General features: G+C 70.6%; 13 protein-coding genes. 9 read left to right on the top strand and 4 right to left on the bottom strand.

What is annotated here, in order from left to right; translation table 11 throughout:
* Nucleotides 1–219 precede the first annotated feature (219 nt).
* The gene (locus AB0M59_RS12340) at nucleotides 220–981 is read right to left on the bottom strand and encodes a YcnI family protein (RefSeq protein ID WP_364612938.1); all 762 of its coding nucleotides are present in this window, start codon (nucleotides 979–981) and stop codon (nucleotides 220–222) included.
* Nucleotides 982–1,060: 79 nt separating this feature from the next.
* The gene (locus AB0M59_RS12345; RefSeq protein WP_364612941.1) at nucleotides 1,061–1,609 is read right to left on the bottom strand and encodes a hypothetical protein; all 549 of its coding nucleotides are present in this window, start codon (nucleotides 1,607–1,609) and stop codon (nucleotides 1,061–1,063) included.
* A 252-nt stretch (nucleotides 1,610–1,861) separates the two neighbouring features.
* Here AB0M59_RS12345 and AB0M59_RS12350 point away from each other — a divergent pair, with 252 nt between their 5' ends.
* From AB0M59_RS12350 to AB0M59_RS12365, 4 genes are read left to right on the top strand one after another with little or no spacing between them, the layout of a single operon-like run.
* Nucleotides 1,862–2,509 (top strand): ABC transporter permease, encoded by a 648-nt coding sequence (locus tag AB0M59_RS12350; RefSeq protein ID WP_364612944.1) that lies wholly within the window; start codon nucleotides 1,862–1,864, stop codon nucleotides 2,507–2,509.
* The gene (locus AB0M59_RS12355) at nucleotides 2,502–3,668 is read left to right on the top strand and encodes an ABC transporter ATP-binding protein (RefSeq protein WP_364612947.1); all 1,167 of its coding nucleotides are present in this window, start codon (nucleotides 2,502–2,504) and stop codon (nucleotides 3,666–3,668) included. The genes AB0M59_RS12350 and AB0M59_RS12355 overlap by 8 nt, the downstream gene beginning before the upstream one ends.
* A complete protein-coding gene (locus AB0M59_RS12360; protein ID WP_364612950.1) occupies nucleotides 3,665–4,444 on the top strand; it encodes an ABC transporter permease in 780 nt (259 codons plus the stop codon). The genes AB0M59_RS12355 and AB0M59_RS12360 overlap by 4 nt, the downstream gene beginning before the upstream one ends.
* Complete coding sequence (locus AB0M59_RS12365) at nucleotides 4,441–5,409, top strand: glycine betaine ABC transporter substrate-binding protein (RefSeq protein ID WP_364612953.1); 969 nt, start codon at nucleotides 4,441–4,443, stop codon at nucleotides 5,407–5,409. The genes AB0M59_RS12360 and AB0M59_RS12365 overlap by 4 nt, the downstream gene beginning before the upstream one ends.
* A gap of 78 nt (nucleotides 5,410–5,487) precedes the next feature.
* Here the strand turns inward: AB0M59_RS12365 and AB0M59_RS12370 are convergent, their stop codons facing one another.
* Nucleotides 5,488–5,949, bottom strand: a complete 462-nt coding sequence (locus tag AB0M59_RS12370) for a DUF6474 family protein (protein WP_364612956.1) — start codon at nucleotides 5,947–5,949, stop codon at nucleotides 5,488–5,490.
* Nucleotides 5,950–6,039: 90 nt separating this feature from the next.
* On the opposite strand from AB0M59_RS12370, the gene AB0M59_RS12375 reads away from it, so the two are divergent.
* Together AB0M59_RS12375 and AB0M59_RS12380 are read left to right on the top strand one after the other, a co-directional pair.
* The gene (locus AB0M59_RS12375; RefSeq protein WP_364612959.1) at nucleotides 6,040–7,680 is read left to right on the top strand and encodes a TM0106 family RecB-like putative nuclease; all 1,641 of its coding nucleotides are present in this window, start codon (nucleotides 6,040–6,042) and stop codon (nucleotides 7,678–7,680) included.
* Between the two features lie 76 nt (nucleotides 7,681–7,756).
* On the top strand, nucleotides 7,757–8,416 hold the full coding sequence (locus tag AB0M59_RS12380; protein WP_364612962.1) for a class I SAM-dependent methyltransferase: 660 nt from the start codon (nucleotides 7,757–7,759) through the stop codon (nucleotides 8,414–8,416).
* 41 nt (nucleotides 8,417–8,457) lie between these two features.
* On the opposite strand, the gene AB0M59_RS12385 is transcribed toward AB0M59_RS12380, so the two are convergent.
* The gene (locus AB0M59_RS12385; RefSeq protein ID WP_364612965.1) at nucleotides 8,458–9,216 is read right to left on the bottom strand and encodes an SDR family NAD(P)-dependent oxidoreductase; all 759 of its coding nucleotides are present in this window, start codon (nucleotides 9,214–9,216) and stop codon (nucleotides 8,458–8,460) included.
* Nucleotides 9,217–9,358: 142 nt separating this feature from the next.
* Between AB0M59_RS12385 and AB0M59_RS12390 the strand changes: the two genes are divergently transcribed.
* The 3 genes from AB0M59_RS12390 to AB0M59_RS12400 all read left to right on the top strand — a co-directional run bounded on the left by AB0M59_RS12390 (nucleotide 9,359) and on the right by AB0M59_RS12400 (nucleotide 12,990).
* Nucleotides 9,359–10,663, top strand: coding sequence for a UDP-glucose/GDP-mannose dehydrogenase family protein (locus tag AB0M59_RS12390; RefSeq protein WP_364612968.1), 1,305 nt, complete (start codon nucleotides 9,359–9,361; stop codon nucleotides 10,661–10,663).
* A 132-nt stretch (nucleotides 10,664–10,795) separates the two neighbouring features.
* On the top strand, nucleotides 10,796–11,179 hold the full coding sequence (locus AB0M59_RS12395; RefSeq protein ID WP_364612971.1) for a VOC family protein: 384 nt from the start codon (nucleotides 10,796–10,798) through the stop codon (nucleotides 11,177–11,179).
* 44 nt (nucleotides 11,180–11,223) lie between these two features.
* A complete protein-coding gene (locus AB0M59_RS12400; RefSeq protein WP_364612974.1) occupies nucleotides 11,224–12,990 on the top strand; it encodes a gamma-glutamyltransferase in 1,767 nt (588 codons plus the stop codon).
* Nucleotides 12,991–13,014: the final 24 nt, after the last annotated feature.

The raw sequence follows: 13,014 nt of genomic DNA on the forward strand, positions 1-13,014 counted from the left end.
GCCGCACCCCCCGCCCCCCGGTCCCTATCACACCCGCAGGTGCCGCGCCCGGGGGGGGGGGGGGGCCCCCCCCCCCCCCACCACCGTCAACGCCAGCGCGACGAGCGCCTTGCCAATCCGGCCGAAAGCAGGCGGACACGGTCCGCAGCCGATCCGCGCCAGGCGAGGGTTTCCGCCGTGACTGCCGGTCGGATTGGTAACGATAGGCACACCGCGCATTTAGCTGTTGCCTCCCGACTTCGCCGTGGCCTTGCGGGCCCGGATGGTCGCGCCGGCCCCGACGCCGAGACCGACGGCGCCGACGAGCAGGCCCGCCCCGGCGAGCCAGCGGGCCGTGTTGTCCGACGTCCCCGCGGCGGCTTCGGTGTGCTCGCCGGTCGTCGACGCCGTGTCCGCGGACATCCCGGCGTGCTCGTCGCCTTCCGCCGCCTTCGCGGCCAGCTTCACGACCGGTGCCGGGTGCTCCGGCTCCTCGCCGCCCGCGGGGGTCGCCTGGGTCCAGTCGACCACCTTGCCGTCGCTGTAGGTCTGGTGCGCGGGGAACTCGACCTGGTCCACGTTGGTCGGCAGCGGGCCGAAGCTGACCGAGAACTCCTGGTAGTCCGTGGCCTTGAGCTCACTGCCCGGCTGCGCGGTCCACGTCACCGCGGTGACGGCTTCGGTGATCTGGGTGCCGTTGTCCTTGGTGATCGGGGTCGGCAGTTTCGACTTCGTGACCTCGGCGGTCCAGCCGGGGACCGGCTTGGTCCGTACCGAGCCGACGCCGTAGTCGGCCTTGAAGTCGACGGCGACCTTGGTGGTCATGGTGGTCGGCTCTTCGCTCGGCACGCGGAACACGATCGCGGCGTACCCGCCCTTCGTGGGCTGCGGGCCGTAGACGTTGGCGGTGACGTGCGCCGAGGCGACGCCCGCGCCGAGGAGGCCGGCGACACCGACGGTGGCGGCGAGGAAGCCGGCGCGCTTGAAGACGTGCTGGGACATGGGTTCACTCCTGATGAACTCAAGAAAGGGGAACGGCTCGATTCGGGGACCGGGCCGTCGCGGGGGGATGAGCTGGGTGTCAGGAGCAGACGGGTGGGCCGCGCCGCCCGCGGATCCGGCGCAGGTCGACGCCGACGAGGTGGCCCGGCGCGTCGACGCGCACCGGCACGAGCGCGGGGGCCGCCGGGATCGGCAGCGAGCTGAGCAGCCGCGGCAGGATCGCGCGCAGCACGGCGAGAACCGTGAGGAGCATCGCGTCCGCGCGGGCGAGCAGGAGCGCCGTGAGCAAGGTCGCGACGGCGTGGGCCGTGACCATGCCGAGCCCGGTGCTGCCGGGCATCGCGTCCATGTCGTGGACGTGGTGGTCGGCCAGCGTGGTGAGCAGCAGGTGCATCACGAGCTGAGCGGCGCCGAGCAGGGCGATCGTGGCGACCGTCCCGCGCGCCTTGCGGGCCAGCGCGGTCGTGGTCCAGCCGAAGAGACCGGCGAGCAGCACGGTCATCGCCGGGTCGGGCAGGCCGCCGTCGGCGAGCCGGTGCGCGGTCACGGACAGTGCTGTGGCGCACACGGCGAGCGACATGCCCCGGGTAGCACCGAGCACGGCGGGACGCCGTGCCGGAACGCTCATGAGGAGCAGCCTAAGGGACCTGCTCCCGCGTGAACGTGTGATTCCGTGAAGTGAGCACACACCGAGTTCACGGACCGCGCCACGCCGTGGTTCAGGTCATTTGTTGCCGATCACGGCCGGGAAGGCCAAGGTGGGCGGAACCGGTGGGCCGAAACGGGGGTTTGGCCCGGCCTCGCGCTGGGTACTGAGCCGTCGGTCAGGAATTAGCCCGTTCGGGTGAAGGCCTGCACAAAGGCGGGAGAGCGGACACGGATGAACCTCTTCGACTACATCTCCGACCGGGCGAGCAAGCTCTGGTTGGAGGCTTACCTGCACACCAGCATGGTGGTGCAGTGCACGATCCTCGCGGCGGTGCTGGGCGTGCTGATCGGGGTCGCGGTCTACCGCAGCCCGGTCGGTTCGGCGGTGGCCACGGCGCTGGCGAGCACGATCCTGACGGTCCCGTCGTTCGCCCTCCTGGGCCTGCTGATCCCGATCTCGGGACTCGGTCCGACGACGGCCGTGATCGCGCTGGTGCTCTACGGCCTCCTGCCGATCGTCCGGAACACCATCGTCGGGCTCGACGGCGTCGACCCGGCGATCACGGATGCCGCGCGCGGGATCGGGATGAGCCGCTTCGGCGTGCTCACCCGGGTCGAGCTGCGGCTGGCCTGGCCGGCGATCCTCACCGGCATGCGGGTGGCCACGCAGATGCTGATGGGCATCGCCGTGATCGCCGCCTACGCGAAGGGTCCCGGCTTCGGCGCGGAGGTCTTTTCCGGGCTCACGAACGCGGGGAGCACGAACTCCCTGAACCAAGCCGTCGCCGGCACGGTCGGGGTCGTCATCCTCGCCCTGCTGCTCGACGGCGTTTACGTCCTGATCAAGCGCTTCACCATTTCTAGGGGTGTCCGTGGCTGAGAACGAGGAAGTCTCCGGCGTCGAGATCGAGCTGGAGCACGTGACCAAGCGGTACCCCGGGACCCGTGAAGCGGCGGTCGACGACTTCTCCATGGTCGTGCCCGCCGGCAAGATCGTGGTTTTCGTCGGTCCGTCCGGTTGCGGCAAGACCACGACGATGCGGATGATCAACCGGTTGGTCCAGCCGACGTCCGGCAAGATCACCATCGGCGGCGACGACGCGCTGAAGCTCGACGTCGACACCCTGCGCCGCCGGACCGGCTACGCGATCCAGCAGGCCGGCCTGTTCCCGCACTTCACCGTGACGCAGAACATCGGGGTCGTGCCGGGCCTGCTCGGCTGGGACAAGAAGAAGGTCAACGACCGGGTCGAGGAGATGATGGACCTGGTCGGGCTCGACCCGGCCGAATTCCGCGACCGCTTCCCGCGGCAGCTCTCCGGTGGCCAGCAGCAGCGCGTCGGCGTCGCCCGCGCGCTGGCGGCGGACCCACCGGTGCTGCTGATGGACGAGCCGTTCGGCGCGGTCGACCCGATCACCCGCGGCAACCTGCAGGACGAGCTGCTGCGGCTGCAGACGGAGCTGAAGAAGACGATCGTGTTCGTCACGCACGACTTCGACGAGGCCGTGAAGCTCGGCGACAAGATCGCGGTGCTCGGCAACCAGTCGTCGATCATGCAGTACGACACGCCCGAGGCGATCCTGGCCAACCCGGCGAACGACACGGTCGCCGGCTTCGTCGGCGCGGGCGCGTCGCTGAAGCAGCTGACCCTGCTGCGGGTCCGGGACGTCGAGCTGGCGCAGGACGCGCTGACCGTGTCGGTCTCCGACGACCCGGCCGAGCTGCGCAAGAAGCTGGAGGACGGGCGCAAGCACTTCGCGCTGGTCCTGGACGCCCGCCGCCGCCCGACGCGCTGGGTGCACGTCCGCGACCTGACCCCGGGGGCGTCGCTGGCCACCGCGGGCAAGCCGCTGCGGGACATCGTCAGCCTGCAGTCGACGCTGCAGGACGCGCTCGAGGCGATGCTCGCCGAAGGCGGTTCGGTGCCGGTGACCGGTGCGCGCGGCGAGTACGCGGGCACCATCCAGCTGGACACCGTGATCGCGACCATCCAGCAGCTGCGCGAGGAGCACACGAACAGCGAGGAGGTGTCCGCATGACGGTTGCCGTCGATACCGGTTTCAGTACCGAGTCCGGCTCCAAGCGCGCGGAACGCGTCCGGCTGTTCGCCCAGCCCGTCGTGGTGCTGGTCATCGTCGCGGTGACGCTGATCTGGGTGTTCTCCAGCGGGCTGACCGCGACCGAGAAGGAGACGCTCAACGCGTCTTCGCTGTTCACGGCGCTGTGGGACCACGTGCTGATGACGCTCGTGGTGACGGCGATCGTCGTCCTGGTCGCCGTGCCGCTCGGCGTGATCGTGACACGGCCGTGGGCGCGCTTCCTCGCGCCGATCTTCCTGGCGATCGCCAACATCGGCCAGGCCGCGCCCGCGCTCGGCGTGCTGGTGCTGTGGTTCATCGTCACCGGCGCGGTCGGCGGGCTGTGGGTGGCGGCGCTGCCGCTCGCCTTCTACTCGCTGCTGCCGGTGCTGCGGAACACGATGGTCGGCATCCAGCAGGTCGACGAGTCGCTGATCGACGCCGGCCGCGGCATCGGGATGTCGGCGACCGCGGTGCTGTGGCGGGTCGAACTGCCGCTCGCCGTCCCGCTGATCCTGGCCGGCCTGCGCACGTCGCTCGTCCTGGCCGTCGGCACGGCGACGTTCGGCATGTTCGTCAACGCCGGCGGGTTCGGGCTGCTGATCGACACCGGTTACAAGCTGAACCTGACCTCGGTGCTGGTGACCGGCTCGGTGCTGGCCGTCGCGCTGGCGCTGCTGGTCGACTGGCTGGGCGCGGTCGCCGAACAGTTCTTCGGACCGAAGGGGCTGCGATGAAACTGCGGCGCATTACGGCAGTCCTCGGCGTGGCGGTACTGGGCGCGACGCTCTCCGCGTGCGGCCTGACGGTCAACCAGGCGGTGCCCTACGACATCCAGCCCGGCACGATCCAGCCGATCCCGTCGCTGCAGGGCCTGAAGGTGACGGTGGGGTCCAAGGACTTCACCGAGAACATCATCCTGGCGTACCTGTCCGAGATGGCGCTGTCCGCGGCGGGCGCGGACGTCGTCGACCTGTCCGACATCAAGGGGTCCAACTCGTCGCGGCAGGCGCTGCTGTCCGGCCAGACCGACGTCACGTGGGAGTACACCGGTACCGGCTGGATCAACTACCAGGGCAACGAGCTCCCGGTGCCCGGTGGTGAGAAGGCCCAGTACGAGGCGACGGCCAAGGCGGACGAAGAGAAGTTCGGCGTCACGTGGCTGAACTACTCGCCGCTCAACGACCAGTACGCGTTCGCCGTCACCGAGGAGTACGGCGCGAAGAACAACCTGAAGACGACGTCCGACCTCGCGGCGTTCATCAAGCAGAAGCCCGACCAGGCGGTGTTCTGCCTGGAGACGGAGTTCACCAGCCGCCAGGACGGCTTCCCGGCCGCGGTGAAGGCCTACGGCTTCCAGAACCCGAAGATCGAGAACTTCGGCATCGGCACGATCTACTCGGCGGTCGCGGGCGGCACGTGCCCGGTCGGCGAGGTGTTCACCACCGACGGCCGGATCTCCGGGCTGAACCTGCGGGTGCTCGAGGACGACAAGAAGGCGTTCCCGCAGTACAACGCGGTCCCGACGCTGCGCACGGAGTTCGTCAAGGCGCACCCGGAGATCCGCGGCCCGCTGGAAACGGTCGGCGCGGCGCTCACCAACGAGCAGATGGTCCAGCTGTGCAAGCAGGTGGACGTCGACGGCCAGGACCCGGGCAAGGTGGCCCACGCCTGGATGGTCTCGAAGGGTTTCGTCAAGTAGCCCAGGCCGAGCTTTCACGTGAAAGCTCGGCGCCCAGGTCGTAGCTTTCGCGTGAAAGCTACGACCTGGGGGGCCGGGTCAGATCCCCAGCCGGTGCAGCAGCTTGCCTTCGAGCCGCTCCAGCTCGCCGTGCACCGCGCGGTGCACGGACTTCCGCCGCGCCGCCGGCATCCGCTCCGCCGCCCGGACCGACGCCGACAGCTGCTCCAGCGTGCTCAGCGAGTCCTTCGCGAACTCCTGGTCGGCCTTCGACGCCTTCTCGGACTTCTGGAGATCGCGGCAGCCGTCGGCGACGCCGGCCATGCGGGCGTGCAGAGCCGCGCCACGACCGGTGTACGAGCCCAGCTGATCCACCGCGACGCCGAGCTTGCGTGCCTGGTAGCGGTCGTACAGCTCCCGCGCGGAGCCCGCCGCGCGCACCGCGAACGGCGCGACCACCGGGATCACGACGGGACCGAGCACCTTCGCCACCGCGATCGCGTTCTTCGCCTTCTTGGGGGTGAACCTGGCTTCACCCTCGACCTTGGCCTTGCGCGCCATGGCACCTCCTGCGACGTGTCGAGGTCGAACTTACTGGTCGCCCGGGTGGCGGGCATGTCGGCTCGGCGGTGGGAATCTAGAGTGATCTCCATGAGAGGCGAGGTGGTACTCGACGCGGGAGCGGTCAGCCGCTGCCGCCGCCGCGTGCACCTGGAGCACGACCCGGCGATGCGCGAGGTACCGCTTTCCCCGCCGGACCCCACCGCGCAGCAGCGGATCGACGACGCGACCGCCCACCGCGAGGACATCGTCACGCGGCTGATGGCGGCCAACCCCGGCCACTGGGTGAAGATCGCCCGCGACCTCACGGCCCACGAGCGCGTCGAGCTCACCGAACAGGCCTTCGCCGCCGAGGCCGCCTACATCTGGGGCGCGTTGCTGCCGGTCGACCCGGCCGGGCACCGGCGCGGCGGCATCGACCTGCTCGTGCGCACCGGCCGCGGCTACGTGCCGGTGCTCGTCGTGCGCCACCGCATCACCGACCGCGGCACCGGCGCCATCGTGACCGGGCCGACCGACCTCGACCCGGCGCACCGCGGTGCCGACGAGAGCCGCAAGGTCCGGTCGCAGCCGCGCGACCAGCTCCGGCTCGTGCACATCCGCCGCATGCTGCAGACGCTCGGGCAGGCCGACGAGAGCCTCACCCTCGGCGGCGTCATCGGCCTCGACGCCGACGTCGTCGTCTGGCACGACCTCACCGCGGGTACCTGGCCGGGCGGGCGCAGCGCGCTCACCGAGTACCAGGTCCGGTTCGCCGACCGGCTCGCGATCGCCACCGCGGCCGCGAACGGCGAGGAGCCGCTGGCCGAGCCGTCGCGCGTGCTGGAGTGCCGCCGCTGCCCGTGGTGGCCGACGTGCGAGGTGGTGCTCACCGAGACCCGCGACGTCAGCCTCGTGGTCCGCGGCGAGGACGCGGTGGAGCTGCGCCGCGCCGGCGTGTCCACTGTGGACAAGCTGGCCGCGCTCGACCCCACCGGCGACGCGCCGGAGGTCAACTGGACCGGCGTGACGTTCCCGGACGCCGTCGTGCTCGCCCGCGCGTGGCTGGCCGACCTGACGCTGGTGCGCCGCGTCGACCGCGTCGAGGTCCCGCGCGCCGACGTCGAGGTCGACGTCGACATGGAGAGCTTCGGCGACGCCGGCGCGTACCTCTGGGGCTGCCTGCTGACCGGCGCCGACATCGGGCTGGCGCCCGGCTACCGCGCCTTCGCGACGTGGGACCCGCTGCCCACCGACGACGAGGCGCGGTCCTTCGCGGAGTTCTGGGCCTGGCTCACCGACGTCCGCGAGCGCACCGAAGCGGCCGGGCTGACGTTCCGCGCCTACTGCTACAACGCGCTCGCCGAGAACCGCTGGCTCTTCGGCTCGGTCGAGCGCTTCGGCGACCACCCGGGCGTCCCCGCGAAGAAGGAAATTCAGTCCTTTGTGGACTCCGAGGAGTGGGTCGACCTCTTCCGCAGCGTCACCGACCAGTTCCTGTGCTCCCAGGGCAAGGGCCTGAAGGTGATCGCCCCGGTCGCCGGGTTCTCCTGGCGCGATCCGGAGGCGGGCGGCGAGGCGTCGATGCGCTGGTACCGCGACGCCGTCGGCATGGACGGCGAGACACCGGACGCCGCCCAGCGCGAACGGCTGCTGAGCTACAACGAGGACGACGTCCTGGCGACGCGCGCGCTGCGGGAGTGGATCGACGCGCGGGCGCAGACCGAAGTCCCGTACATGTTCGATCTCTGAGTAGTTCGTCGACTAAGACACTCGGCCCCGACCAGGCGATCACCCTGCTACGGCAGCGGCTCGGAGGTAGGAACCGATGGAGACCACTCGCAAGCACAAGGTGCCCGAGATGGAGGGCTTCCAGGCGCGCTGGTACGCCAAGAACCGGGGCACCGAGCCGCAGCTCGCGCAGTACCGGCGCCAGGCCGCCGAGGTCACGTCCGGGCTGACGGAGGGCGCCGACGTACTGGAGGTGGCGCCCGGGCCGGGCTTCTTCGCCGTCGAGCTGGCGAAGCGCGGCTTCCGCGTCACCGGGCTCGACATCAGCCACACGATGGTCGAGATCGCGCTGGAACAGGCGCGGAAGGACGGGGTGGGCGTCGACTTCCGGCAGGGCGACGTCACGCACGCGCCGTTCGCGGACGAGTCGTTCGACTTCCTGGTCTGCCAGGCCGCGTTCAAGAACTTCCGGCAGCCGGTGGCGGCGCTGAACGAGATGCACCGGGTGCTGCGCCCGGGCGGGTTCGCGGTGATCCACGACCTGAACCACGAGGCCACCGGCGCGGACATCGACCGCGAGGTGGCGGGGATGAACGTCGGCGCGGTCAGCGGCTTCACCGTCCGGCGGACGCTGGGGTGGCTGCGGCGCCGGGCGTTCACGCGCGAGCAGTTCGAGGCGCTGGCCGCGGAGAGCGCTTTCGGCGGCTGCTCGGTGACGACCGACGGCATCGGCCTGGAGGTCCGCCTCTCCCGCTGATCAAGACCGCCGGGGCACGAGCCGTGCCCCGGCGGGACGGGTCAGCGCGGGGCCATCCGGAGCGAGCCGTCCATGCGGACGACCTCGCCGTTCAGGTAGTCGTGGTCGATGAGCGACAGCGCGAGCTGCGCGTACTCGTCCGGCCGCGCGAGGCGCTTCGGGAACGGGATGCCGGCGGCGAGCGTCGCGCGGAACTCGTCGCTGACGGTGGCGAGCATCGGGGTGTCGACGATGCCCGGCGCGATGGTCAGCACGCGGATGCCGTGCGAAGCCAGGTCGCGCGCCGCGGGCAGCGTCATGCCGACGACCCCGCCCTTGGACGACGAGTAGGCGACCTGCCCGATCTGGCCGTCGAAGGCGGCGATCGACGCGGTGTTGATGACGACGCCGCGGGCGTTGTCCTCGAGCGGCTCGGTCTTGGCGATCGCTTCGGACGCGACGGTCAGCACGTTGAACGTGCCGATCAGGTTGATCTGGATGACCTTCGCGTACAGCGCGAGGTCGTGCCGGCCCTTCTTGGACAGGATCCGCGCGGACGGCCCGATGCCGGCGCAGTTCACCACGGTCCGCAGCGGCGCGCCCGACCCGGCCGCGGTCGCGACGGCCGCCTCGACCTGCTCGACGTCGGTCACGTCGGCCTCGACGTAGGTGATGCCGTCGACCTGCTCGGCCTTCTCGATGGACGGCGCCAAGTCGAGCGCGAACACCCGCGCGCCCTTGGCCGCGAGGGCCTTCGCCGTCGCCCCGCCGAGGCCGGACGCGCCCCCGGTGACGAGCGCCGCGGTGTCGGTGATCTGCATCTTTGCGGTTCCCTTCGCTGCTCTGACTCCGATCACAGGTTAACGCTCGTTCGCACGGGCGGTTCGTGTCTTCGCTCACCGCTCTCGGGGGCGACCGTTCCCGTTAGCGTCGTGGTCAACTCCGGCTGTCACCTTCAGCACCATGACGCCAGCTCGGATCGTGGTGGTAGGTACCGGTTACGTCGGCTTGACCACGGGGGCCTGCCTGGCCAGTCTGGGTCATTGCGTCACTTGCGTGGACGTCGATCGCGCGAAGGTGTCCCGCCTGGCCGCGGGGCGCGTCGACATCCTCGAACCGGGGCTGACCGACCTGGTCGCCCGCGGGATTTCGACCGGCCGCCTCCAGTTCGTGGTCGGTGCGCGTGACGCGGTCCGCGACGCCCAGGCGGTGTTCCTCTGCGTGCCGACGCCGATGGGCGCGGGCGGCTCCGCGGACCTGCGCGCGGTCGAGGCCGTGGCCGCCGAGATCGGCGACGTCCTGCCCGCCGGTTGCGCGCTGGTCACCAAGTCGACCGTGCCGGTCGGCACGTCGAAGCGGATCCAGGAGATGCTCGGCCGCACCGACGTGCCGGTGGTGTCGAACCCCGAGTTCCTCCGCGAAGGCACCGCGGTCGCGGACTTCCTGGGCCCGGACCGGATCGTCGTCGGGTCGGCCGACTTCGCCGCCGCCCACTGGGTCGGCGAGCTGTACGCCGAGCTGGACGCGCCGGTCGTCGTCGCCGACGCGGCGAGCGCGGAGCTCGTGAAGTACGCCGCGAACTGCTACCTCGCGCTGAAGCTCTCGTACGTCAACTCGATCGCCGAGCTCTGCGAACGGCTCGGCGCGGACATCGACCTCGTCACCGAGGGCATGGGCCACGACCGCCGGATCGGCCGGACATTCCTCAAGCCCGGCCCGGGCTGGGGCGGCTCGTGCCTGCCGAAGGACACGAGTGCGCTGGTCAAGGTGGCCGAGTCGGTGAACTACGACTTCAAGATGCTGACCTCGGCCATCGACGAGAACATCGCCCAGCGCGACCGGATCGTCGCGAAGATCGCCGGCGCGGTCGGCGGCACGCTGGCCGGCGCCCGGATCGGCGTGCTCGGCCTGGCGTTCAAGGCGGGTACGAACGACCTGCGCGACTCGCCCGCGCTCGCCGTGGCGTCGGTGCTGGGCGCGCTCGGCGCCGAGCTGACCGCCTACGACCCGGCCGTCGACGGCGGGATCGACGGGATGACCGTGGTCGACGACGCCTACCAGGTCGCGAAGGACGCGGACGTCGTCGTCGTGCTGACCGAGTGGGCCGAGTTCAAGCACCTCGACTGGGCGGCGATGGCCCAGCTCATGGACGGCATCGACGTCGTCGACACGCGCAACCTGCTCGACCCGCGGGTGATCGTCGAGGCAGGGCTCTCCTGGCAGGGCGTCGGGCGGCCGCGGGCGACGGCGCGAATCAAGGTGTCTTGACGCGCGTCTGTTGGCTAGGCTGGCCGCACGGCATCGCGTGTCGGTCACCGGCTGGGTGAGGCATGGAGGTGGCGGGAGTGCCCCGGAGGCATTTCACTCGTGTCAGTATCCGTTTCCGTTGAATTGAATCATTTGATCGTCCCGTCCCGGAACAACCGGGAATCCGCCGAATTCCTGGCGAACCTGCTCGGCCTCGAAGTCGGGGAGGAATGGGGTCCGTTCGTCCCCGTCGAGACGCGCAACGGCGTCCGGCTGGACTTCGCGACCATCCCCGAAGAGGACCTGCGCCTGCAGCACTACTGCTTCCTGATCCCGGAGGACGACTTCGACGCCGTGTTCGCGCGGCTCGTCGAAACGGGCGTGACGTACCACGCCGACCCGATGGGAAAGCAGCTCGGCGAAATCAACCACAACCACGGCGGCCGCGGGGTCTATTTCCTCGATCCCGGCGGCAACGGGATGGAAATCATCACGCAGCCGTACGAGCCGGAACGGCGTCGCCCGACGTCTTGGTAAACGCTGTCTGGTAAAAGTTCCTTAGCAATGCGTACTATCGGGGCATGTTCACGACGAGGCCGGAGCTGGCCGGCACCTTCGGGATGGTGGCATCGACGCACTGGCTGGCTTCGGCCACCGGGATGGCGGTGCTGGAAGACGGCGGCAACGCGTTCGACGCGGCGGTCGCCGCCGGGTTCGTCCTGCAGGTCGCCGAACCGCACCTCTGCGGACCGGCGGGCCAGGTACCAGGCCTTTTCGTGACGGCGGACGACCCGACCCCGCGGGCGCTGGCCGGTCAAGGCCCGTCGCCCGCGGGGGCCACGCCCGAGCACTTCGCGTCGCTGGGGCTGGAGCTGATCCCGGGCAGCGGCCTGCTCCCGGCGACCGTCCCCGGCGCTTGGGACGGCTGGCTCCTGCTGCTTCGCGACTACGGCACGAAGTCGCTTCGCGAGGTGCTGACGTACGCGATCGGCTACGCGCGCAACGGCGTCCCGCTGGTATCGCGGGTCGGCGACACGATCCGCGCCGTCGAGCGGCTGTTCACCGAGCATTGGCCGACGTCGGCGGCGCTCTGGATGCCGGACGGCAAGCCTGCTGCCGGCCTGCACCGAAACCCTGTCTTGGCGGACACCTGGGAGCGGCTGCTGCGCGAGGCGGAGTCTGTTTCGGGCCGGGAAGCGCAGATCGACGCGGGACGTCGTGCTTGGTCACAGGGTTTCGTCGCCGAGGCGATCGAGGAGTTCAGCAAGCAGGCGTTCCGCGACGACTCCGGCCGCGACCACGCCGGCCTGCTGACCGGCGACGACCTGGCGTCGTGGTCGGCGTCGTACGAGGAACCGGCGTCGGTGGACGTCGGCGACTGGCGCCTGGTCAAGATGGGTGGCTGGACGCAGGGTCCGGCGTTGCTGCAGCAGGCGCTGCTGATGCACGGCTTCGGCGACGAGCTGTCCTATGTGGACGGCGTGCCGTCGGAGCGCACGGTGCACCTGGCGACCGAAGCGGCGAAGCTGGCCTTCGCGGACCGAGAGGCCTGGTACGGCGACACGGACGTGCCGCTGGACGTGCTGCTTTCCGCGTCCTACACGGATTCCCGGCGGGCACTGATCGGTGATTCCGCGTCTGCCGAGCTTCGCCCGGGAGACGCTCGTGGTCCCGCCCGGCTCCCGGCGATTCTGGACTCACTGCAAGGAGTGCAGGCGGAAGGCGGCGCGACGGGCGAGCCGACGGTCGGCCCCCAGGGCCAGACCCGCGGCGACACGGTGCACCTCGACGTCGTCGACGCGGCGGGCAACCTGGTGTCGCTGACGCCGTCGGGCGGCTGGCTGCAGTCGAGCCCGACGATCCCGTCGCTGGGCTTCTGCCTCGATTCGCGCGGGCAGATGTTCTGGCTGGAGCAGGGCCTGCCGAACTCCCTGGCGCCCGGCAAGCGTCCGCGCATCACGCTGTCGCCGTCCCTGGCCCTGCGCGACGGCGTTCCGACGCTGGCGTTCGGCACTCCGGGCGGCGACCAGCAGGACCAGTGGCAGTTGTGCTTCTGGCTGGCCCACGTGTACGGCGGCCTGAATCTCCAGGAGTCGATCGATTCGCCGGCGTGGCACACGACGGCGTTCCCGAGCTCGTTCTACCCGCGTTCGTGGAACCCGCGCGAGCTGGTGGTGGAGTCCCGGCTGGGAGCGTCCACTTTGGACGCCCTGCGCGCCCGCGGCCACTCACTGGTCGACGCGGGCGACTGGGCGCTCGGCCGGTTGTCGGCGGTCTCGCGCTCTGATGGTCTTCTTCGCGCGGCGGCCAACGCCCGCGGCATGCAGGGTTACGCCGCGGGCCGCTAGCCGAGGTCGTGAGTGAGAAACAGT

This window comes from Amycolatopsis sp. NPDC051371 (genome assembly GCF_040682155.1).
Taxonomy (GTDB): domain Bacteria; phylum Actinomycetota; class Actinomycetes; order Mycobacteriales; family Pseudonocardiaceae; genus Amycolatopsis.